Here is a 20,935-nt window from a genome sequence, read left to right as displayed (position 1 = left end):
GTGTCAAAATGAATAATGGTATCATCGACATTGAGTTATGGAGATTCATTGCCGCATATGCCTTTATCCTTCTATTATTATTCATTGTGAAGATAAGAGGCATCTCAAGGGAAAGGCAGATCATCATTGCATCGGTGAGGATGACGGTCCAGCTGATCATCGCGGGGTATATCCTGACCCTTATCTTTGATCACCCAAGCCCATGGTTGACGCTTCTGATCATTTTCGTCATGGAGTCATTCGCAATCCGGAACGTGTATGAGCAAGTGAAATTCAAGTTGAGCACCCCCCTTAAGGGAACCGTCGCCATAGCGATGGTAGGTGGGACGCTTGTTAGTCTGTTTTACTTTAATCTTGTGGTCATTCATTTCGCCCCATGGTACGAACCCCGCTATTTCATCCCGATTGCAGGAATGATCGTGGGAAATTCAATGACGGGTATCACGCTGGGACTCAACACCTTGATCGGGGCCTTGAAAGACCAAAGGGACGTCGTGGAAGGTGCGTTGATGCTCGGTGCGACCCCGAAAGCAGCGACGAAAAAATTTGTTGATGACGCTTTCGACGCAGCGATACTCCCAACGTTGAATAATATGATCGGAATGGGCATCATCTTTCTCCCGGGAATGATGACGGGTCAGATTCTATCAGGCGTGAGCCCGCTGGTCGCCATTGAATACCAAATAGCCATCCTTCTTGGAATCATTGGAAGTGTCGCATTGACCGTTATCCTATTCATTTACATCGGATATCAATTCTTGTTTACGAAACACGCTCAGTTGAATAGTCTATAGCCGTTCGCGTGTGGAGTCCCCGTAAGGATGTATGCAAGGTGATTCAATCTGCCAACGTTCTTTTCCCTATCTATTTGCATAAGATTATAGTAGAAAAAATCGGGAGGAGACGTTGGAATGAAATACGAAACTGAGCAAGCACTCCGCATTAAAAGTCTGGCCATGGATGTCATTGAGGCGTTGATGAAAGATCAGTCCGATTACGAACAAAAAGATTTGAAACAGGCAACGGAATTATTTGCACGTTGCGTGTGTGACTTAGTGAATGTGTATACTAATATTTCAGAAGATCATGACACAACGTTAAGGGGTACAGTGGTTAAGGCCAAGGTGGGTTATAACGCTCTAGTAAAGGACAGGTCCATTACCCGGGAGTGAACCCGGGGGAACCAATTCTGTCTTTAAACTACTTACCGTCAAGAAGTGCCATAACATTTGGAATGAAGAACATAATAGTGGCAAATAAATGAAATACTAAAAAAATGAAGCTTTACAATTGTGTATATGTTCATTGCATGCTATTCTTTTTTATTGAGCAGGCTTATAGGAAGAATGGATTAATTGCTAGAAATAGTTGACGTTTTCTTCAATTTCCATTACTTTAATGAAGCAACCAAAAACAAAGTTGATTAAGGAGTGTATTTAATATGGCACAAAAAACATTTACAGTAACAGCTGAAACAGGAATCCATGCTCGTCCGGCAACACTATTGGTTCAAACGGCTAGCAAATTCGACAGCGATGTACACCTTGAATATAAGGAAAAGAAAGTGAACCTGAAGTCCATCATGGGTGTAATGTCTTTAGGTGTTGGTAAAGATGCACAAATCACAATCATCACTGAAGGCAGTGACGAAGAGGAAGCATTAAAGAGCTTGGAAGAAACACTAAACAAAGAAGGATTGGCTGAGTAATGTCCAGCATCTTAAAAGGTATAGCTGCATCAAATGGGATTGCCATCGCAAAAGCATACCGTCTGGTAGAACCTGATCTTAGCTTCGAAAAGAAGTCTGTTGAAAATGCAGAGGAAGAAGTAGCTCGTTTTCAGGCTGCAATTTCAACATCAAAATCAGAGCTAGAAGCAATCCGCGATAAAGCAAGGGAAGAACTGGGCGAAGATAAAGCTCAAATTTTCGAAGCGCATCTATTGGTCCTTAGTGATCCTGAATTACTTACACCTATTGAAGACAAAGTGAAAACTGAGAGTGTTAACGCTGAATACGCCCTGAAGGAAACTGCGGATATGTTCGTTTCCATGTTTGAATCAATGGATAACGAATATATGAAAGAACGCGCAGCGGACATCAGAGATGTCACAAAGCGTGTACTTTCACATCTACTAGGGGTTCAAATTGCCAATCCTAGCATGGTGACTGAAGAAGTCATTGTCATTGCAGAGGACTTGACTCCATCTGACACGGCTCAGTTGAACCGTGAATTTGTTAAAGGATTTACAACTGATATCGGTGGGAGGACTTCTCACTCGGCCATCATGGCACGATCAATGGAAATCCCTGCTGTCGTAGGGACCAAATCTGTCACTTCTACGATTGAAAACGGTGATATGATCATTGTGGATGGTTTGAATGGGGAAGTACATATCAACCCGACACCTGAAGTCATCGAAGAGTACAAGAAGGAGCATGCACGTTACGAGGAGCAAAAAGCCGAGTGGGCGAAGCTCGTCAATGAACCGACTGTATCAAAGGATGGCCATCATGTTGAACTTGCTGCCAATATCGGTACACCTCAAGACCTTGAAGGTGTAAAGAATAATGGTGGTGAAGGAGTAGGCTTATATCGTACAGAATTCCTATACATGGGCCGTGATGAACTTCCGACTGAAGAAGAACAATTTGAGGCTTATAAAGCAGTGCTTGAAGGTATGGAAGGTAAACCTGTCGTCGTTCGTACCCTTGATATCGGAGGGGACAAGGAACTGCCTTATCTAGATCTTCCTAAGGAAATGAATCCTTTCCTTGGATATCGTGCGATTCGTCTATGTCTGGATGAACAGGAAATCTTCAGAACCCAGCTAAGAGCTTTATTGAAAGCAAGCCCTTATGGAAACTTGAAAATCATGTTCCCAATGATTTCTAATCTTCAGGAATTCCGGGAAGCGAAAGCAATTCTTGAAGAAGAGAAAAAGTCCCTTCAAGACAACGGTACTAACGTTGCTGATGAGATTGAAGTGGGAATCATGGTTGAAATTCCTTCCACGGCAGTGATGGCTGATGTATTTGCGAAGGAAGTCGATTTCTTCTCAATCGGAACAAACGACTTAATTCAATATACGATGGCTGCAGACCGTATGAATGAGAGAATTTCATATTTGTACCAGCCGTATAACCCTGCGATCCTTCGTCTTGTGAAGATGGTAATCGATGCCGCTCACAAAGAAGGCAAGTGGGCAGGTATGTGCGGTGAAATGGCCGGCGACGAAATTGCTGTGCCGATTTTACTTGGTTTAGGACTTGATGAGTTCTCCATGAGTGCGACTTCTATCTTAAGAGCACGCTCCCAGATCCACGGTCTGAACCAAAGTGAGATGAAAAAGCTTGCAGAAGAAGTCCTTCAGCTTGACACGAATGATGCAGTCATCAAAGCTGTTGAAAAAGCAACTTCTCAAGCATAAACATGTTTAACAACCCAATAAAGGGGTAAAGAACTAAGGAATAAGAAGTTGAGGCACATTTAGCGCCTTTTCATTCTCATTTCCCCCCTTTTCTCAGGATTGAAAGAGTTTTCTTTCAATCCTTTTTTTCTTGCGAATAAAAGGGTTTCTCTACTGAAATCACCAGTTCCATCGTAAATCACTTGTTCATTATACTCGATGAAAGCGCTTTTTTAAAGATATTTCACAAAAATATTTGTAGGTGTTTAAAAAATTTTATGATTATGGTCCGGTTGAACACCGTTGGTGATTTCTGTGCAGTTGGAAAAGAATCAGATCTTTACTCTATTGATTGTATCTAGCAATGCTTCCTTTGGTGATTCTCACCTCCTCGCAGAAAATTGTGGGAAGGTTTAGATTCTTGAGGACAGAGCTCGAAGAGGATTAGCCCACGCTCCTTGGAAAGCGAGCATCTGGAGTGAAGATCAACCACTACTCGCTTTTTTCAAAAGCAGGAAAATGTACGTAAACACACTTAAAAAAAATGAATAATCATGGTTTAGTAAATTGAATAAAGGGGTATCCTATAATTAAGCATGAAATTGGAGATTAATTTCTCACTAACACCCCCTTTTCCTTTTTTTTGACTGCCTCGTTATTGGAGGCAGTCTTTTTTTTGTCAGGGAACTTGTGGAGTCTCGTTGAATAGTTTGTCCTTTTACGTTCCATAATAAAAATAGTGTTCCTGTTGGGGCACAAAAAAGGTTGAGGGTGTGTGGATGAATGGCAAAACGTACGAAAAAGAACGATCCGCAGCAAAAGAATAAAAAAGGCTTTGATTCTTCGCAGTTGAATCAAGAGTTCGCACACGAAATGGGCAGTGCGGCAACAAATAAGATTCATAAAGACAAGGCGAAACAAGAAAAAGCACCGAAAAATAATGGTGAATTCAAATAATTGATTACATGAAAAAACAGACCTTCATTCAACGGGTGAAGGTCTGTTTTTTTCAATAAGATTTGATGAATGTCTCGATTCTAGATAATCCTTCTTCTAATTGTTCCATGGAGCATGCATATGAGAGGCGTATATAGCCTTCCCCATATTTTGAGAAAGCATTTCCAGGGACCACTGCCACTTTTTGTTCCTGTGCAAGTGATAATGCGAAATCAAAAGATGACAACGCGATCGCTTGAGGAATCTTCACAAAAAAGTAAAATGCACCATCTGGCTTCACAACGTTCTCGAACCCGATTTCATTCAAACGGTTGTATACATAATCTCTTCTCTTTTTGTATTCTTTCTTCATATCATCAGCGTCATTTGCACCGACGGTCAGAGCCTCAAGCGCAGCCATCTGGGAAATGGAAGATGCACATGATACATTGTATTGATGCACTTTCAATAAATGTTTGCTTATGCATTCCGGGGAAAAGATCATCCCTATTCTCCATCCAGTCATACTGTGGGATTTGGAGAGGCCGTTAATCATGATCGTTTGATCTTTCAGGAATTCAGCAATTGAGCGATGATCTCCCTCGAAGGTCAGTTCGCTGTATATCTCGTCTGCCACCACGAAGATATCCCTTCCTTTAAGTACACTTGCAATGGCTTGTAATTCCTCTGCATCCAAGCTGACACCGGTAGGGTTCGATGGATAAGGAAGGATGATGCATTTTGTCGACTCTGTAATGTGACGTTCAATCATTTCTGCATTAATTTTGAATTGATGTTCCGTTGTGTCGATATGGACGGCTTTTGCGCCACACAAATGAATGATGGGTTCATAACCAGGGTAAACCGGCCCAGGTAGGATGCATTCATCCCCTGGCTGAAGAATCGACCGAAGTACGACATCGATTCCCTGTGAGGCCCCATTCGTGATGATCACCTCGGACTCAGGACGATACTCAACACCATATTTTGTTGATATATAAGACGATGCTGCCTCCCTTAATTGCAGAAATCCTGCATTATGTGTATAAGAAGTGAAGTCATCATCGATTGCTCTCTTCGCCGCTTCTTTCACGTGTAATGGGGTGGGGAAGTCAGGCTGTCCAATCGTCAGGGAAATCATCCCATCTATGTCTGCCACCATGTTAAAGAATTTTCTGATTCCAGATAGTTTGATATCCCGTACTTGGGGGTTTAACTGATTTTCCAAGCTGTGCACCTACTTTTATCGTTTGTTTCATAGTTTATCATTTTTTATTATACTAAAGGAATGGTTTTGTTTGAATGGGCTGGAAACAGGGAATGGATAGAAGCAGATAAAGATTGAAGGTGAGAAACAACAATGATAAGGACGAGTGCAGTATTGAACGATGGGAGCGTCATACAGGGTGTGTCCCTATCCCGTGTGAAAGAAGAAGATATAAAGTGGTATTGGGTTGATTTTTCTGAGCCGACAGAAAGGGAAATCCGTGTGATGAAGAGATTCTTCAGGTTTCATCCTCTTGCCATCGAGGATTGTCTGGATGATTTCAGTCAACGGCCCAAGCTCGATTTCTATGATGGATACATATTTGTACTGATGCATGCAATCGATCGTAAAAGTTTGGATTCATATGAAGTGAATCTTTTTGTTAATTCACGATTCATTGTTACCTTCCATAAACAACCAGTGAACGAATTGAATAAGCTATGGGACATGTTCAAGGAAGAAGGCGTGGATCAAACCCCGTTCACGATCATGCATGGAGCGGTTGACAGGATCGTCGATGAATATTTTCCGTTGATCTATAGTATTGAAGATCGTTTGAACAGTATTGAAGAACATACGAATGAAGATCCAGATTCTAATCTCATGGATGAGTTATTTGATATCCGTCATGAAATGTCCAAATTGAGAAGAACGCTTGTACCGATGAGGGATTTATTATACAGGATCAGTAACTCTGGACGACTGAATTCGTTGAAAGAAGAACAATTATACTTCAACGATGTGTATGATCACTTGATCAAACAAGTTGAAATGTTGGAATCATATCGTGAATTTTCTGCGGATATCAGGGATAATTATCTGTCCATCAACTCAGATAAAATGAATAATATCATGATGACACTGACAGTCATCACAACAATCTTCATGCCCCTTACTTTCATTGCCGGACTATACGGGATGAACTTCGTTTATATGCCGGAACTTAATGAGCATAACGGGTATTTCATCGTTCTTGGTGTGATGGCTCTCATTGCCGCTATCATGTTCGGCTTTTTTGTGAAGATCGGGTGGCTAAAATTCGGTACAAAGAAGAGAAGAAGGAAAAGAAGACTGCTGAAGTTAAAGTGACGAGAATTGCCTAATGGAAATAAAAATTCTTGCTTTACGGTGGATTTTTACGAGAAAACGCGGTATATTGATTGAAGACAAAAGAAGAATTGGGATGATGGGTCGATTGATTCCCGAGAGGTTCTAGCACAACCCTCTATAAAAAACTAAGGGAAACGGCATCCTTTGGTGTCGTTTGTTTTTGTTTAAGTCGCCCTTCTATCTTTAGTCAGTTGAAATACATGATCTAAATGAAGAGAAGAGCATGAATATAGAGTTATGAAGAATCTTTTTCTTCTTTTCATGCGGGATTTGCATCCCAAAGAAAGAGAGGAGAATGGCATTGAAAAAGGATAAAGCATTAGTCGTCTTCAGTGGTGGGCAGGATAGTACCACTTGCCTGTTCTGGGCGAAAAAGGAATTTAAGGAAGTGGAAGCCGTCACGTTCAACTATGGTCAACGACACGTCGCTGAACTGGACTGCGCAAAAGAAATCACAGAGGATCTTCAGGTGCCTCATCATATATTGGATATGAGCTTGTTGAACCAATTGGCTCCCAGTGCATTGACAAGGGACGAGGCAATCACTCAAGAGGAAGGACAATTACCTTCGACATTCGTTCCTGGCCGGAATTTATTGTTCTTATCGTTTGCGGGGGTTCTGGCGAAACAAATTGGTGCAAAACATATCATAACGGGTGTGTGTGAGACAGATTTCAGTGGCTATCCCGATTGTCGTGATATATTTGTGAAATCATTGAATGTTTCATTGAATTTATCCATGGACGAACAATTTGTCATTCACACACCGTTAATGTGGATTGACAAAGCGCAAACGTGGGAAATGGCGGATGAGTTGAATGCATTGGAGTATATCCGTGAGCGCACGCTGACTTGCTACAACGGAGTGAAAGGGAATGGATGCGGGGAATGCCCTGCATGTGAATTGAGGCAAAAAGGCCTGAACGAATACATGAAAAGCAAAAAAGGGGGAGGGGAATGATGCTTCAGCAAATTTATCCTACTCCTAACCATGATTATGTATATGAGCTTAATAAAGACATGCAATTTGCGGCAGCCCATTATATACCGCACGAAGATGCGGGAAGTTGTCAGAAAGTACATGGTCATACTTACTTTGCGAATATTACCATCGGTGGGGATAAACTGGATGAATCCGGATTCCTTATCAACTTCCAGCATATCAAGAAGTTGATTCATAAACGCTTCGATCATACGGTATTGAACGAGGATAGTCGTTTCTCTGATCAGGAATCTGATCAATATCCGACTACGGAAGTGGTGGCCAAAACGATTTGTGAAATTATCCAGGAACACTTGGATACGCTGGAACACCGGCCGCAATGCTTACAGGTGTTCTTACGGGAAACCCCTACTTCATACGTGATTTACAGACCTAAAAAGGGGAGAGTTTCATGAAGATACCGGTATTGGAAGTATTTGGACCAACGATTCAAGGAGAAGGCATGGTCATTGGCCAGAAAACCATGTTTGTCAGGACGGCAGGATGTGACTATAGCTGTTCGTGGTGTGATTCTGCCTTCACTTGGGATGGATCGGCGAAGGAGGATATCAGGCTCCTGAGCCCAGAAGAGATTTGGCAGGAGCTGAAAGAAGTAGGTGGAGACCGTTTCTCTCATGTAACAATCTCCGGGGGGAATCCAGCACTCTTATCCAATCTTGAAGAATTACTGCACATTTTCAAGCAGAACGCCATCGAATCTGCTCTTGAAACCCAAGGTAGCAGATGGCAGGACTGGTTCTTCATGATTGATGATTTGACCATTTCACCCAAGCCTCCAAGCTCTGGCATGAGGACGGACTTTGAGAAGTTGGATACAATCATACAAAGATTGAATGAGAATGAATCGACTTTCAGCCTGAAGGTGGTTGTTTTCAATGATGAAGATCTACAATATGCAAAGCGTGTTCATCAGCGATATCCATCAGTCCCATTCTTCATCCAAACAGGAAATCCGGAAGTGAATGAGGGGAACACGAAGAAATTAGTCTTTGATTTATTGAATGATTATGAGACATTGATTGATAAGGTATCAAACGATGCTGAATTCAACAGGGTAAAAGTACTGCCTCAACTGCATACACTAGTGTGGGGCAATAAACGCGGTGTTTAAAAAAAGGGCGATTGGAGTGACACTCCGATCGCCCTTTGCTGTATGAACATGATCATTTCCTGCCATTTTCATCTTGATGGCGGTCAATCCCGCTTTTTCCTTCAACATAAAATACCTCATCAAAATCATCTTTTCCCTCGCTATTCTTCGTTATGGCAAGAATGGGGGTAGGATATTGGGCAGGCAGAATATGACCACTCACTTCGTCAAAATCAAGAATTCTTTTATTCTCCTCATTTGTGTTTTCCGGCACTTGAATACACCTCCTCCCTTTAGTTTGTTGTTCCATACTGAATGTATGTAAGAAACTTGGTTCGGTGGCGCATCATTTTTAGTTTGCCTGTAAACAAGTGAACGAATTGTTCGATATAAGATATAAGAAAGTTTCTTTGACTAATGCATCATGCACTTTTAAGAATGGAAGGACGTATCAATATGAATGACTCTAAAGGAATTCTGCTGGAAAGTGGAACGAATGAACTTGAAATGGTTGAATTTGAGGTTGGAAATAATAAATTCGGCATTAACGTCATTAAGGTGAAGGAAATCATCCAACCTACTGCGATTATTCCGATTCCACATTCACATCCACATGTGAAGGGGTTGATCCAACTAAGGGGTGAAGTATTGCCTGTGGTCGATATGGCAAGGGTCTTGGGACTAGAAGAAAGCAACTCACCTCAATCCAAATTCATCGTTTCCCAGTTCAATAAACAGAAAGTAGTATTCCATGTACATAATGTAACCCAGATCCACCGTATTTCGTGGGATCAAATAGAGAAACCTTCGGAAATGTATTCTGGGATGAAATCCGGGATCATAGGAGTAGTGAAACGAGAAGATACGATGGTGCTGATGGTTGATTTCGAAAGCATCATGGTTGAAATCAATCCGGAGTCAGGAATCCATATCGACCAAGTTAAAAAGCTTGGCCCGAGGGAGAGGAGCGATAAAAAAATCGTGGCAGCCGAGGATTCGCCACTCTTGCGTAAATTGCTGAGCGATACTTTGTCAGAGGCGGGCTATGTCAATGTCGAGTTCTTTGAGAACGGAAGGGATGCATTGAACTACCTTGAGTCACTGACAAACGGTGACAGCGCAATCGAAGAAAGCGTGGGGCTGGTCATCACCGATATTGAAATGCCCCAGATGGATGGTCACCATCTTACAAAAAGAATTAAGACCGACCCTGTACTAAAGAAGCTGCCGGTCATTATTTTTTCTTCCCTTATTACAAGTGACCTCCGTCACAAAGGGGAAATGGTTGGGGCAGAGGATCAAGTGAGCAAACCTGAAATTGCCGAGTTGATCTTGAAAATCGATCAACATGTGTTGTGAGGGCATAGCAGAAAAGGAAAATGGCCGTATGATGAAAAGATCATACAGCCATTATTCTACCCTTTAAAGGGGATATGCGTTAATGCGCTAAATTTTAAAGGTATTAAAAGAAGCTGTCTCCCAGCTTTTTAAATACAGGCTTTTGATACCCGTTGTTTCGTTGTTTCTTATGGTTATCATGTGAATCATTCATTTCGGTATATGATTCTAATATTCCCTTGGCGTGCTGAAGGCTCATCTTACTTCGAGGGTTTCTCAGTGATTGATCGAGTGTACCCAAGTGAGGTAATTGTTTGAAGTCTTCCTTGGTAGGGGGAATATGGAATGTGTAGTCGCCGCAATCAATCAGAACATCGGATTGTTGTTGGCTGAATTTGGGATTCTTTGAAAAATGAAGACCGACCTTTTTGGCTTTTCCTTCACGAATCATCTTCATCAATGCTTGTTTCTTTAAAGCATATAAGTATTTTGGGTTACCTGCAGTCTTCGCATGCCTATTCACCGTGAAAATAGCTTGAGAGAGGGTATTTACTGATGTGGAAGAAGGGGTATGATTACTAGTATTTCTCAAAATTTTAGCTCCTTTCCGTATTATTCCCCACTATTATACCTTCTTTTCCTAGCGTTGGAAAGGTTATGAAAATAATTTATTATTTGAAAAGTGTCATTTTTCATGGAATGTGACTCGAGTGGAAGCATCAGGACAAAAAAAGAACTGAACCATCGTGCATGCTCAGTTCTTTCTGATGCCCGTTCATTCTATAACAGGGAAGGTTCATTATATAAGCCCTTATCGGGGATACACATTGATATTTTCCGTTACATTGTATGGAGCGGGAGCATATTGGGGGTTGCCGTAAGGTGCACCTCCATAAGGTGCTCCCCCATATGGTGCCCCTCCATAAGGTCCGTACGGTGGATAAGGCGGATAACCGCAGCCATAGCCATAGCAAGGTCTGTTGAACAATAGCGGGCTAATGGCTAACCCTGCCAAGCCTCCTGCTAAAAATGGCAGACCGAAAAACGGGAAAAAGCGTTGGTCATAGCCTCTCACGGCTGGATATTGATAATTGTAGTATGGAATCATTGAGCGATGATACATGGATAACCTCCTCTCTATTCATGTTATTGTATGGTCATGAAGGCTACTATGCGCCTGTCTATCCCTTAAAAGACAATCGCCGGAATTTAATAAGATGGTTCGTTCATATGCACATATATTGGAATTTTCTCACATGATTATGGGAAAAATGTGCGTTTAATAGTACAATGGTTTCAGGAAAATAGTATCAACCAAGTTAAAACGATGAGGATGAAAATCATGCAGGCACTAGGTAAAAGCAACGATATTGATAAATTAGACTCCGTCTTGAAAGAAATCGTATTAGAATACATAAATGACATGATCTTCATCATGAAAGTGGAAGAAGGGCCTTCTTTTCGATATGTATATATAAATGAATCTGCCAGGAGAGCAACAGAGATCACGAAAGAAGATATGGGACGGTTACTGGAAGAAGTACTTACGGTTGAACTTGCAGCCCGTTTAAAAGAGAAATATATTCAGTTGGTCGAAAACGAAGAAAAGATCATATTCAGGGACAAGGTATGTCTACCAGGAGGACAACAGGTTGTAAATGAATCCATACTGACACCGATCAAAAATGATTCCGGTATCATCGAATATGTCGTTTCAATCACCAGGGATGTTACCCCGGTAATGAGAGAAAAGAAAAGGTTAACAAATGCCAAAAATCGGTATAGGTCGATCATTGAACATAATCTTGATGCCATCTTCATCCTGGACGCTAAAGGGGTAATCAAAGAATCGAATATTGCGAGCGGTCAATTGACAGGTTACCAAAAAGATCAACTCGTGGATAAAACCATTTTTGAGCTATTTCATGCTTCAGTAAAAGATGATCTTCAAAAGACACTTGATGATGCCTTGACTGGACGTCCGGTCACATTGGACCAGTGCTTGATGAAAACCAGTGATCAGAAAGAAAAAGTCACAAGCGTGAAAGCTGTCCCCATCATAGTAAAAGAAACGTTTGATGGCTGCTATATCATCGTCAAGGACAATACGATTTCGTACAAGCAGAATGAAATGATCCATTACATGGCGCTTCATGACCAACTGACCGGTCTTTGGAACAGAAAAGCATTGGATGAGCATCTCCCATTATTCGTTAAATCCATGGAGGATACCGACCAAGAACTTTCCGTTCTATATTTGGATTTGGATCGATTCAAATTTGTGAATGATACGCTTGGGTTAAAAGGTGGAGACCGTTTCCTGAAAAAAATTACAGACAGGTTGGTCATGCTGACAGACGAAGAATGTCTTTTATATAGGCAGGGCGGCGATGAATTTGTTTATTTATTAAAAAATAGCAGTCTTGAAGATACAAAGAAAAAAGCGGGTGAGGTACTTTCATTGTTTCATCAGTCCTTCACAATCGATGGGCAGGAATTTTATATCAGTCCTTCCATCGGCGTGAGTATGTACCCGGCGGATGGATATGACGCAAACTCACTTATCCAGAAGGCTGCCCAGGCACTTTTTCAGGTGAAAGAAAAGGGAAGGGCCCATTATCGATTTTATCAGACACATATGGAATCAAGCTTTCCGAATTACATCATCATGGAATCACATTTACGAAAGGCCATAGAGAAAGAAGAACTATTCATTCATTATCAACCTCAGATGAACCTGACAACGGGTGATGTCGATAGCTTCGAAGCCTTGATCAGGTGGAATAACCGCAAATTCGGATTTGTTTCACCAGGACAGTTCATCCCACTTGCAGAAGAGACGGGCCTGATCCACGGAATCGGGGAATGGGTGCTGGAACAGGTATGTATCCAATTGAAGAATTGGCGGATGAAGGGCTATAAAAATGTGAGGATCGCGATCAATATTTCACCGAAACAATTTCTCCAAGAGCAATTGGTCGAAACAATAGGCGGGTATCTTTACAAGTACGGAATCCCGGCTACGTGTTTGGAGATTGAAATAACCGAAGGCGCCATGCAGGATACCCAACAAACACTCAGGGTCCTTAAGGAATTAAAGGAGTTGGGTGTGTACATTTCTGTTGACGATTTCGGAACAGGCTATTCATCATTGAACTATTTAAAGAGGTTTCCAATCGATATCTTGAAAATCGACCAGTCCTTCGTACGGGAAATCGAGTCCAATCAGAAGGATTCGGCGATTACGACCACCATCATTCATTTAGCACACAGCCTTGGGCTTGAAGTCATAGCGGAAGGCGTGGAAAAAGAAGGACAGGTTTCCTTCCTCAAGGAGGCAAACTGCCAGAAAGCGCAAGGGTATTATTTCAGCAAACCGAAGCATCCCGATGAATTGGAACACTATGTCCTTATGTAGCCCGAGATCAAAGTGATTGACAGTCTGCCATCCATAACTTATGTTAGAGAGGGAGAGCATCCTATCAGCACTTCATCGATCTTTTAATGATGAAGTCCATAAAGGAGAGGGATTAAAGATGAAGAATAAGCAAATGGAAATCCTTTTTCTCCCTACCGAAGGAGGAACGGTTAAAGTATATGTTTATGGCTTTAAAAAGCCCCGCTCCGTTGGCCATGTCATCGTTACATTTGACCACGTTTCGGTTGAAGCAAAAGGATATAAACGGAATCAGACGATTATCAAGGCTTTGGCTCAACTTCACGAGACGATCATAAACAATCAGGACCACTAATAAATTATCCGGCACAAGTCAAAGGTGTCGGATTTTTTTATTGAAGAGACTGGCTGAATGAAAGCGTTTTATGGTAAGATAATGAGTGAATATTCATTCATTTTAAGGGGGAGTTCAAGATGGGGGACAATCAAACGGTCATTATAACCGGTGGTTCTAATGGAATGGGGAAATATATGGCTAAGTATTTCCTGGAAAAAGGAGCGAATGTTGTCATCACGGGAAGAGATGAAGAAAGACTTCAAGCAGTGAAGGATGAGTTTGCACCTCTTGAAGGGAAGCTAGAAGTGTTTCAAATGGATGTAAGAGAGCCTGAACACGCTATTGCCATGGTTAAATTCACGGTGGAAAAATTCGGGGTCATTGACGTTTTAATCAATAATGCAGCAGGTAATTTCATCTGTCCGGTTGAAAAGCTTTCACCAAACGGTTGGAAATCGGTCATTGACATTGTGCTGAATGGGACATTCCACTGTTCACATGCCGTAGGGAACCATTGGATAAATGAGAAACATAAAGGCTCGATCATCAACATGGTTGCAACCTATGCCTGGAATGCAGGGGCTGGTGTCGCCCATTCTGCGGCAGCGAAAGCAGGGGTCCTGTCATTGACCAGGACGCTCGCGGTTGAGTGGGGACATAAATACGGAATCCGTACAAATGCCATTGCTCCAGGTCCGATCGAAAGAACGGGTGGAGCGGAAAAACTGTGGATTTCTGAAGAAGCGGCCAAAAGGACAATTGAAAGCGTCCCACTGAAACGCCTAGGCACACCTGAAGAAATAGCAGGGCTTGCCTATTTCATTTCTTCAGACCAAGCTGCATACATGAACGGAGAATGTATCACCTTGGATGGGGGACAATGGCTGAATCCATTCCCTTTCTGATCATGTAAAAGCTTCCTTGTCCTTTAGCATCGGGACGAGGGCCGTTTTACAGATAATCTATAAACGAGAATGCAGACTCTTAAAAGGAGCATGATCAGTCTCCCTGACTGATCACGCTCCTTGCGTTTTGCATTCTTTTTTTGTTAAAAAATGTTGGTGATTGTAGCCAGTTCCCGCTGGCGATCGTATTGTAAGACGAATCCTTCGGGAATAACGAGTTAGGTGAGACCCAGCAGGACGAAGCGACGAGATGGTCCACCATCGCAAACGGAAAGCGTAGCATTCTACGGAAATCAACAGAGGTGGTTAGCAGATCTTCTTGAAAATATGAAGTGAATGTCCCTGACGTATCCACAACTCTTCTACTTTGACTAAATCAATCAAAATTATGTTATAATTATGCAAAAACTTGTTTATCTTGGGGGAGTGTCGATGGATCCGTTAGATATCATATCGAATAGTGAGAAGATCATTCCCTATTTTCAACCGATTTTCAGTGCGGATGAACATAGAATAATCGGATATGAAGTATTGGGCAGGATCATTCTGGAAGAGGGAACGGTGGAGAGTCTTGGGCCGTTCTTTACAGGAAATGATATTCCAGATGAATACAAAATCGAAGTGGATGAAATTGTGACGAGGAGGGCTCTTGATCGATTTGTTTTAAGTGAAGGGGAAGGGCTCATCTTCATCAATAGGAATGCAAGACTTCTTATGGTCGACCATGGTGAGTCTTTCCTTCAAATGATACAGGAATACCAGGAAAAGGGACTTCAGTTGAGCAGGGTTGTATTGGAGCTTTCCGAGAATTCTTTTAACGGCGATTTTGAGCAACTGGTCCATGTCCTTCTTTATTACAAAACATATGGGATCAAGGTCGCCATCGATAACGTAGGTGGGAATATAGGAGAACTTGACAGATTATCGAAGTTCTCTCCCGATATATTAAAAGTGGATCTCTCGCAATTGCGTAATGATGCAGGGAATAAAATTTATAAAGATATATTATTCAGTCTTTCCATGCTCGCCAGAAAGATCGGTGCCTCCTTGCTGTTTGAGAATATTGAGATCAACTATCAGCTGCAATTTGCATGGTTAAATGGCGGAAGATATTATCAAGGGTATTATTTAAAACCCCCTGCAAGTGATTTCCTGCCAAGTGAACTCCTCAAAGACAAATTAAGGGAGAAATGTCAAGACTTCATCAGATATGAGAAGAAGCATCTGGAAGCGGGATATCAATTTGCCGAAGAGCTACATAAGAAAATCAATGGGATGATCTCACAGTTGAAAAAGCCGGCAGAGGACTTTGATCAACTTCTTCATAAGTTAGCCGTGACCTTTACAGACCAGTGTTTCCGATTGTACATGTGTGATGAAAATGGTTTCCAGGTGACGAGCAATATTCTTAAGGAGGATGGTGACTGGAAGGTCCATCAACAATTCAAAGGAAAGAATTGGAGCTGGCGTCCTTATTTCCTTGAGAACATCATCCGGATGAGAATAAATAAAAAAGGTTTGTTATCTGATATATATAGCGATATTGACTCGGGGGAACCGATACGGACATATTCGTATCCTCTTGGCAACGGATTGTACCTGTTTATGGATTTATCCTATGAATTCCTTTTTGAAGAAGATAGTCTGCTTTATTAAAGGGAGCTCATAGGGGAGAATGATTGGCATCCCGTTCCTTTTTGAACAGTGATGATGCGGTAAACGTTTGGCCAGTCCATGGCAACTGATGAGCCTCTGACTTTTACCTGAATAGTGTGTTTCAGGTAGGGGAAAGTATAGATAAAGGAGGGGCTCGGATGAGTATATACATCATTTTGCTCACATTGATTGCCGTAGCGATAGCCGGTTATTCTATTTATTATACCTTTAGGGTGGCAGGTCAGGAGAAGAGGCTGAAGGGTGAATTCGATACCGATATCCCGGATGCGGTAAAACAACATCCCTACATTCGTAATCCTGTCTTCCTGGCTGTACTTTTATTTTCGGCATTCGTAGTGGTCATGATTCTGTATTTGTCTTTTAAATTTGCATATTAACACATGAAAAGCTTGTCCCCTAAATAGTGAGGGCAAGCTTTTTTTTGGTTGTATATTCCAGTGAGGGTTGTGTTTAACGGTCATAATCAGCGGGAAATTTACATATAAATGAAAAACATGTCAAGGAATGTTGGGATTTTACGAAAGGTTATCGGTCTATCGACAAATTTCAATTGCTACAATAGATTCACCAACAATTTCTAGGAGGGGATTATTTTGGAAAGAAGGAGAATGCTGCTCTTATTCATCATCATTGGCATGGTGTCGGCTGCTTGTGCACAAGTAAACCGTACCCAGGCTTCAACGTTTAATGATGATCAAGCACTTAACTTAGTTAAGCAGGCATTCCATGCACAGGTTTCGCTTAGTGAGCGACCGCAAGCAATGGAAGGGATCAAGAAGCAACTTCAGGCTTATTTCACGGACGAATTGGCAAGTTCATTCATTAAAGAGAATGTAGTGGAAGTGGAAGGTGGCTACCAAAGCTTCGGTTCTGATTTTGCCCCTTATTACATCCCGTTTTTTACATTCGACTCTGTTACCGAAGTAGAATACCTCAATGGAAAATGGTACATATGGGAAGTACGTTCGGGGGAAGTGGAAGGTCCAGTATCAACCGAACGAGGAGTGGATGCAGTCGTACTATCCAAGGTAAAAGGGGAGTGGAAAGTTTCTTCCATAACGTCGGAATTGCCCCAAACGCTGTTGGAACCAAAGGAATGAAAGAAAGATACCTCCTGTACTAGTTGGAGGTATCTTTCTTTTTAAAATGATTCACAATTCAAGTGCCGATTTAAGGGCATCAAGGTCAAAGCCTGTAATGATTGTTTCACCCACTGTAACTGTGGGGGTCGAATAAGAATTCAATTGCTTGATTAGATGATCCCTTGCTGCAGCGTCTTCTTTAATGTCCTTCTCAACATAATCAATTTTATTTTCATTCAGGAAGAGTTTCACCACTTTGCATGGCGGACATTCAGGCTGCGTATATAAAGTGACTTCTTTCAATGATTCATTCCCTCCTTTTTGGTTGTATTCAAGCTCATTCACTTTCCCCGTTTGCCAACATTCCGCATTAGAAGTAAAAAAGCTGTCCCGTCTAGGCATTGGTATGATAAAAGGTATTGAATATCTGTTCAATACATGTTTAACTTAGAGAGACCTTTTTTTCCGATACCGGGATTTTAACACATTCCCCATTATATATGATTTTTTATTGGATTAGGGCAAAACATTAGATTTATCAGGATAGAATCTGTTACAATGCAAAAGCTATGCAAAAAGAAATAGAACAGGAAAGGAGAGACTGCACATGTCTCAGCTTCTTGGAATTATACAACGGTTAAAGACATTACAGGAACAAGGGGAACAAGGGGAAACTCAACAGCGTTTCTTTGAATACAATGGGAAGAAAATTTGTGAAGTGAAATACTTACCAAAGCAAGATACGTTCGAGATTGAGGTCATGAATGAAAAAGGAAGCACTTTTCCTTTTGATAATATAGACATCACGGCGATCGAAATCTACGAGCTGCTGCAGGAAGCGAATCAAGATTAAGTAAGGGATAACCAGATGAGATGACATTCTTATTTGGTTATTTTTTTTGGTTAGGTTTTTTTCTGTTAATTCAGAATGGATGATTACTCCTTTTCCCTGCAGATGTGTTAGAATTAAGTTGGTGCGTATGCCATTTGGTATCATCGTGTTTACATAAAACGAACAAGTCCACAATCATTACAAATGTAAAATGAATTATTGAATGAGGGGTTTTACATGATTTCATTAAGTGGAAAAGAATTTTTAGAAACAAATATTAAGGAATTTATCATCCCATCAGAGAAAGTCGCTCATGTTCAAGCAGGGAACTCCCTTGAACATGCACTGCTATTATTGACGAAGAGTGGTTATTCTGCGATTCCTGTGCTTGATCCCAAATATCGTTTTCAGGGCCTGATTTCTTCTTCATTGATAACAGATGCGGTCCTGGGATTGGAGCGTTTCGAGTTTGAAAAGCTAGAGACGATGAGGGTGGAAGAAGTGATGACGAAAGACTTCCCAACCATATCAATCCATGCTGACTTTAAAAAAGCAATAGAGCTTCTGATCGATCATCCTTTTTTGTGCGTGGTGTCTGATGAAGACTACTTTGAAGGGATCATGACCAGAAGAGTGATGCTGAAACAACTTAGAAAGAATATTTATCATTCATGAAATGTTGATAAGGAAAGGAGGGTGGCACGGTAAGCCACCCTCCTTTATATATGAGATTGAAATGCATTACCGCTTACTAAAGGAATAGCTCAAACCCGACTTGAAGAATCAAGATGAGTGTAACGATATTCAATAGGATTCCAGCCTGGCGAATAGAGATTTTGGATGCGAGTCGTACGGATAGCTGAGACCCAATCAATGCCCCGGTTGCAAACGGGATTGCAATCGTCCAGTCAACATGACCGTTTCCGGCATAAATGATGAATGCTCCCATGCAACTGATGAATGTCTGGAACCTTGTCAATGCTACCGTCTTCAAATAATCCTGACCATGCTTCAGGTGAGTATACATGAGAAGTGTGGCTTGACCAGGGCCGAATAAACCGTCATACATACTGATCAGCAGTAACTTACCTGTTGGCATTGCTTTCTTTGTCTGAGTACGTACTGGCTTCAATCCTTTCAGCAAACTAAGAACAAGTGCGAAAAGCAAAAAGAAAAAAGCCATCCATTGGAGAGTCAGCGGAGCTATTTTATCCGAAAGGAAGGCACCCGCCACCCCACCCGTCACTGCCAGGGGAATGATGGGTAGACATTCTTCCAGCTTGATTTTACGGTCTTTAAGCAAATAAACGAAGCTCGAAGATGAACTGATAATATTCGAAAACTTTGCCGTGGCAATGCTCGTATGAACAGGTATCCCCAGAAGAAGCATCACCGGCATTCCAATTAAACCTCCGCTCCCTGCAAGCGTCCCCAAAAAGGCAACCATAAGCCCAGTCATAAACAATAAGATTACCATGAATTTCTCCTCCTGAACGACTTGATACTTATAGTGTATTCGAAGCATTATGATAATGAAATTTTATATAATTTAAGATATAATATAAGAAAAACTTATGAGGTGGTATGATGGCATTTACTGAATATCAGTTGTTACAAGTATTGGCACATGAAATGAATATGCGTAAGGCTGCAGAAAGGCTTTTCGTATCACAGCCCGCCTTATCACAACGGCTTCAAAATATTGAAAAAGAGTGGGGAACCAAGCTATTCATCCGTTCACAGAAGGGGCTTTCGCTGACTCCTGCAGGAGAGCTTGTAGTCAAACTGGCAGAAGAAATGCTTCGCAGGGAGGAAGAGGTCAAGGAGCAAATTCAATCATTGGAGAACGAAGTGCACGGGACACTGAAAATCGCGTGTGCGTCCATTGTCGGACAAAATTGGCTGCCGAAGGTATTGAAGCGTTTTGTGGAGTCATATCCACATGCGAAGATTTCACTGATGACAGGTTGGAGCAGTGAAATCCTCAAGGCCATCTATGAAGATGAAGTGCATATCGGAATCATACGCGGCACTCCCGACTGGAAGGGACCGAAGCACCATCTGTTTCAAGATTCGCTGTACTTGGTGGACCGTGAAATCCAATCGATCGAGGATGTTGTGAAGACAGACAGGCCATTTATCCAATTCAAAAGCGATTCCAATTATTATCAGGAAATTCAGGAGTGGTGGCACCGTCAATTCAAAACCACACCAAAACGGACGATCGTGGTGGATCAGATCGAAACGTGCAAACAAATGACGCTTAATGGAATAGGCTATGCCATCTTACCGGCCATCACGCTTAGCGGAATGGAGGAAAACATCTATAAAGTTCCCCTGATCGGTGAACATGACACATGCATCCATCGTGATACATGGCTCCTTGGGTATGAATCTACTTTTCAACTTAGGCAAGTAGATGCTTTTGTTGAAGTGGTGAAGGAATTTCTGGAAGAGAAAACTTTCTAAACTATTTGGGTTGTCTTCCACCCTTTAATTTGATAAAGTAATTCAAGAAAGAATCTGAATTTATACATAATTGTGGAGGGAAAA

Annotated in this window: 25 protein-coding genes and 1 riboswitch; of the genes, 19 read left to right on the top strand and 6 right to left on the bottom strand. The window is 41.6% G+C overall.

What is annotated here, in order from left to right; genetic code table 11:
• Positions 1–8 precede the first annotated feature (8 nt).
• The 5 genes from LCM10_RS16745 to LCM10_RS16725 all read left to right on the top strand — a co-directional run bounded on the left by LCM10_RS16745 (position 9) and on the right by LCM10_RS16725 (position 4,365).
• Positions 9–794 carry an ABC transporter permease gene (locus LCM10_RS16745; protein ID WP_224877432.1) on the top strand — a complete coding sequence of 262 codons (786 nt, stop codon included), beginning with the start codon at positions 9–11 and terminating at the stop codon, positions 792–794.
• 117 nt (positions 795–911) lie between these two features.
• Positions 912–1,172 carry a hypothetical protein gene (locus tag LCM10_RS16740; RefSeq protein WP_224877431.1) on the top strand — a complete coding sequence of 87 codons (261 nt, stop codon included), beginning with the start codon at positions 912–914 and terminating at the stop codon, positions 1,170–1,172.
• Positions 1,173–1,441: 269 nt separating this feature from the next.
• Entirely contained in the window at positions 1,442–1,708 is a 267-nt protein-coding gene (locus LCM10_RS16735) for a phosphocarrier protein HPr (protein ID WP_032089054.1), read from the top strand.
• Complete coding sequence (gene ptsP / locus LCM10_RS16730) at positions 1,708–3,429, top strand: phosphoenolpyruvate--protein phosphotransferase (protein ID WP_224877430.1); 1,722 nt, start codon at positions 1,708–1,710, stop codon at positions 3,427–3,429. Before LCM10_RS16735 ends, ptsP begins: the two co-directional genes overlap by 1 nt.
• Positions 3,430–4,191: 762 nt before the next feature.
• Positions 4,192–4,365 carry a hypothetical protein gene (locus LCM10_RS16725; protein WP_224877429.1) on the top strand — a complete coding sequence of 58 codons (174 nt, stop codon included), beginning with the start codon at positions 4,192–4,194 and terminating at the stop codon, positions 4,363–4,365.
• A 52-nt stretch (positions 4,366–4,417) separates the two neighbouring features.
• Here LCM10_RS16725 and LCM10_RS16720 read toward each other — a convergent pair whose 3' ends face one another.
• Positions 4,418–5,572 carry an aminotransferase A gene (locus tag LCM10_RS16720; RefSeq protein ID WP_224877428.1) on the bottom strand — a complete coding sequence of 385 codons (1,155 nt, stop codon included), beginning with the start codon at positions 5,570–5,572 and terminating at the stop codon, positions 4,418–4,420.
• A gap of 132 nt (positions 5,573–5,704) precedes the next feature.
• Between LCM10_RS16720 and corA the strand changes: the two genes are divergently transcribed.
• From corA to queE, 4 genes are all read left to right on the top strand, one after another.
• Positions 5,705–6,700 carry a magnesium/cobalt transporter CorA gene (gene corA / locus LCM10_RS16715; protein ID WP_224877427.1) on the top strand — a complete coding sequence of 332 codons (996 nt, stop codon included), beginning with the start codon at positions 5,705–5,707 and terminating at the stop codon, positions 6,698–6,700.
• A 111-nt stretch (positions 6,701–6,811) separates the two neighbouring features.
• Positions 6,812–6,856: riboswitch (PreQ1 riboswitch) on the top strand.
• Between the two features lie 166 nt (positions 6,857–7,022).
• On the top strand, positions 7,023–7,682 hold the full coding sequence (gene queC, locus LCM10_RS16710) for a 7-cyano-7-deazaguanine synthase QueC (protein ID WP_224877426.1): 660 nt from the start codon (positions 7,023–7,025) through the stop codon (positions 7,680–7,682).
• Positions 7,682–8,119 carry a 6-carboxytetrahydropterin synthase QueD gene (gene queD / locus LCM10_RS16705; RefSeq protein ID WP_224877571.1) on the top strand — a complete coding sequence of 146 codons (438 nt, stop codon included), beginning with the start codon at positions 7,682–7,684 and terminating at the stop codon, positions 8,117–8,119. The genes queC and queD overlap by 1 nt, the downstream gene beginning before the upstream one ends.
• On the top strand, positions 8,116–8,835 hold the full coding sequence (gene queE, locus LCM10_RS16700) for a 7-carboxy-7-deazaguanine synthase QueE (protein ID WP_224877425.1): 720 nt from the start codon (positions 8,116–8,118) through the stop codon (positions 8,833–8,835). Before queD ends, queE begins: the two co-directional genes overlap by 4 nt.
• Before the next feature lie 52 nt (positions 8,836–8,887).
• Here queE and LCM10_RS16695 read toward each other — a convergent pair whose 3' ends face one another.
• A complete protein-coding gene (locus tag LCM10_RS16695) occupies positions 8,888–9,088 on the bottom strand; it encodes a hypothetical protein (protein WP_224877424.1) in 201 nt (66 codons plus the stop codon).
• 182 nt (positions 9,089–9,270) lie between these two features.
• Between LCM10_RS16695 and LCM10_RS16690 the strand changes: the two genes are divergently transcribed.
• Positions 9,271–10,173, top strand: a complete 903-nt coding sequence (locus tag LCM10_RS16690; protein ID WP_224877423.1) for a chemotaxis protein — start codon at positions 9,271–9,273, stop codon at positions 10,171–10,173.
• 103 nt (positions 10,174–10,276) lie between these two features.
• Here LCM10_RS16690 and LCM10_RS16685 read toward each other — a convergent pair whose 3' ends face one another.
• Both LCM10_RS16685 and LCM10_RS16680 read right to left on the bottom strand, forming a co-directional pair.
• Positions 10,277–10,744, bottom strand: a complete 468-nt coding sequence (locus LCM10_RS16685; RefSeq protein WP_224877422.1) for a YkyB family protein — start codon at positions 10,742–10,744, stop codon at positions 10,277–10,279.
• Between the two features lie 219 nt (positions 10,745–10,963).
• Complete coding sequence (locus tag LCM10_RS16680) at positions 10,964–11,260, bottom strand: hypothetical protein (RefSeq protein WP_412103415.1); 297 nt, start codon at positions 11,258–11,260, stop codon at positions 10,964–10,966.
• A gap of 234 nt (positions 11,261–11,494) precedes the next feature.
• On the opposite strand from LCM10_RS16680, the gene LCM10_RS16675 reads away from it, so the two are divergent.
• The 6 genes from LCM10_RS16675 (at position 11,495) to LCM10_RS16650 (ending at position 17,568) form a co-directional block, all read left to right on the top strand.
• Positions 11,495–13,570 (top strand): EAL domain-containing protein, encoded by a 2,076-nt coding sequence (locus LCM10_RS16675; protein WP_224877420.1) that lies wholly within the window; start codon positions 11,495–11,497, stop codon positions 13,568–13,570.
• A gap of 118 nt (positions 13,571–13,688) precedes the next feature.
• Positions 13,689–13,904, top strand: coding sequence for a hypothetical protein (locus LCM10_RS16670; RefSeq protein WP_224877419.1), 216 nt, complete (start codon positions 13,689–13,691; stop codon positions 13,902–13,904).
• A 119-nt stretch (positions 13,905–14,023) separates the two neighbouring features.
• Positions 14,024–14,791, top strand: a complete 768-nt coding sequence (fadH, locus tag LCM10_RS16665; protein ID WP_224877418.1) for a 2,4-dienoyl-CoA reductase — start codon at positions 14,024–14,026, stop codon at positions 14,789–14,791.
• A 432-nt stretch (positions 14,792–15,223) separates the two neighbouring features.
• Entirely contained in the window at positions 15,224–16,447 is a 1,224-nt protein-coding gene (locus LCM10_RS16660) for an EAL domain-containing protein (protein WP_224877417.1), read from the top strand.
• A gap of 158 nt (positions 16,448–16,605) precedes the next feature.
• Positions 16,606–16,845: a hypothetical protein gene (locus LCM10_RS16655; protein ID WP_224877416.1), complete on the top strand. Its 240-nt coding sequence runs from the start codon at positions 16,606–16,608 to the stop codon at positions 16,843–16,845.
• Between the two features lie 216 nt (positions 16,846–17,061).
• On the top strand, positions 17,062–17,568 hold the full coding sequence (locus LCM10_RS16650) for a DUF3993 domain-containing protein (protein ID WP_224877415.1): 507 nt from the start codon (positions 17,062–17,064) through the stop codon (positions 17,566–17,568).
• Between the two features lie 51 nt (positions 17,569–17,619).
• Here the strand turns inward: LCM10_RS16650 and LCM10_RS16645 are convergent, their stop codons facing one another.
• Entirely contained in the window at positions 17,620–17,853 is a 234-nt protein-coding gene (locus tag LCM10_RS16645) for a glutaredoxin family protein (protein WP_224877414.1), read from the bottom strand.
• A 304-nt stretch (positions 17,854–18,157) separates the two neighbouring features.
• Here LCM10_RS16645 and LCM10_RS16640 point away from each other — a divergent pair, with 304 nt between their 5' ends.
• Positions 18,158–18,403, top strand: a complete 246-nt coding sequence (locus LCM10_RS16640) for a YkuJ family protein (RefSeq protein WP_224877413.1) — start codon at positions 18,158–18,160, stop codon at positions 18,401–18,403.
• A 216-nt stretch (positions 18,404–18,619) separates the two neighbouring features.
• Positions 18,620–19,057 (top strand): cyclic-di-AMP-binding protein CbpB, encoded by a 438-nt coding sequence (cbpB, locus tag LCM10_RS16635; protein WP_224877412.1) that lies wholly within the window; start codon positions 18,620–18,622, stop codon positions 19,055–19,057.
• Positions 19,058–19,133: 76 nt separating this feature from the next.
• On the opposite strand, the gene LCM10_RS16630 is transcribed toward cbpB, so the two are convergent.
• Positions 19,134–19,859, bottom strand: coding sequence for a sulfite exporter TauE/SafE family protein (locus LCM10_RS16630; protein ID WP_224877411.1), 726 nt, complete (start codon positions 19,857–19,859; stop codon positions 19,134–19,136).
• A gap of 110 nt (positions 19,860–19,969) precedes the next feature.
• Between LCM10_RS16630 and LCM10_RS16625 the strand changes: the two genes are divergently transcribed.
• A complete protein-coding gene (locus LCM10_RS16625) occupies positions 19,970–20,851 on the top strand; it encodes a LysR family transcriptional regulator (RefSeq protein ID WP_224877570.1) in 882 nt (293 codons plus the stop codon).
• Positions 20,852–20,935 lie beyond the last annotated feature (84 nt).

It is taken from the genome of Rossellomorea aquimaris (assembly GCF_020171925.1).
In the GTDB taxonomy this organism is placed as follows: Bacteria; Bacillota; Bacilli; order Bacillales; family Bacillaceae_B; genus Rossellomorea; species Rossellomorea aquimaris_F.
This window is presented reverse-complemented; position numbering and strand designations above follow the sequence as displayed.

What these genes read in the sequence shown, in the direction of transcription:
- LCM10_RS16660 (WP_224877417.1), top strand. Translation starts at nt 15,224, where the DNA reads ATGGATCCGTTAGATATCATATCGAATAGTGAGAAGATCATTCCCTAT.
- LCM10_RS16675 (WP_224877420.1), top strand. Translation starts at nt 11,495, where the DNA reads ATGCAGGCACTAGGTAAAAGCAACGATATTGATAAATTAGACTCCGTC.
- cbpB (WP_224877412.1), top strand. Translation starts at nt 18,620, where the DNA reads ATGATTTCATTAAGTGGAAAAGAATTTTTAGAAACAAATATTAAGGAA.
- LCM10_RS16625 (WP_224877570.1), top strand. Translation starts at nt 19,970, where the DNA reads ATGGCATTTACTGAATATCAGTTGTTACAAGTATTGGCACATGAAATG.
- LCM10_RS16690 (WP_224877423.1), top strand. Translation starts at nt 9,271, where the DNA reads ATGAATGACTCTAAAGGAATTCTGCTGGAAAGTGGAACGAATGAACTT.
- ptsP (WP_224877430.1), top strand. Translation starts at nt 1,708, where the DNA reads ATGTCCAGCATCTTAAAAGGTATAGCTGCATCAAATGGGATTGCCATC.
- LCM10_RS16735 (WP_032089054.1), top strand. Translation starts at nt 1,442, where the DNA reads ATGGCACAAAAAACATTTACAGTAACAGCTGAAACAGGAATCCATGCT.
- LCM10_RS16745 (WP_224877432.1), top strand. Translation starts at nt 9, where the DNA reads ATGAATAATGGTATCATCGACATTGAGTTATGGAGATTCATTGCCGCA.
- LCM10_RS16670 (WP_224877419.1), top strand. Translation starts at nt 13,689, where the DNA reads ATGAAGAATAAGCAAATGGAAATCCTTTTTCTCCCTACCGAAGGAGGA.
- LCM10_RS16680 (WP_412103415.1), bottom strand. Translation starts at nt 11,260, where the DNA reads ATGATTCCATACTACAATTATCAATATCCAGCCGTGAGAGGCTATGAC.
- LCM10_RS16740 (WP_224877431.1), top strand. Translation starts at nt 912, where the DNA reads ATGAAATACGAAACTGAGCAAGCACTCCGCATTAAAAGTCTGGCCATG.
- LCM10_RS16725 (WP_224877429.1), top strand. Translation starts at nt 4,192, where the DNA reads ATGGCAAAACGTACGAAAAAGAACGATCCGCAGCAAAAGAATAAAAAA.
- queD (WP_224877571.1), top strand. Translation starts at nt 7,682, where the DNA reads ATGCTTCAGCAAATTTATCCTACTCCTAACCATGATTATGTATATGAG.
- LCM10_RS16630 (WP_224877411.1), bottom strand. Translation starts at nt 19,859, where the DNA reads ATGGTAATCTTATTGTTTATGACTGGGCTTATGGTTGCCTTTTTGGGG.
- corA (WP_224877427.1), top strand. Translation starts at nt 5,705, where the DNA reads ATGATAAGGACGAGTGCAGTATTGAACGATGGGAGCGTCATACAGGGT.
- fadH (WP_224877418.1), top strand. Translation starts at nt 14,024, where the DNA reads ATGGGGGACAATCAAACGGTCATTATAACCGGTGGTTCTAATGGAATG.
- LCM10_RS16655 (WP_224877416.1), top strand. Translation starts at nt 16,606, where the DNA reads ATGAGTATATACATCATTTTGCTCACATTGATTGCCGTAGCGATAGCC.
- LCM10_RS16640 (WP_224877413.1), top strand. Translation starts at nt 18,158, where the DNA reads ATGTCTCAGCTTCTTGGAATTATACAACGGTTAAAGACATTACAGGAA.
- queE (WP_224877425.1), top strand. Translation starts at nt 8,116, where the DNA reads ATGAAGATACCGGTATTGGAAGTATTTGGACCAACGATTCAAGGAGAA.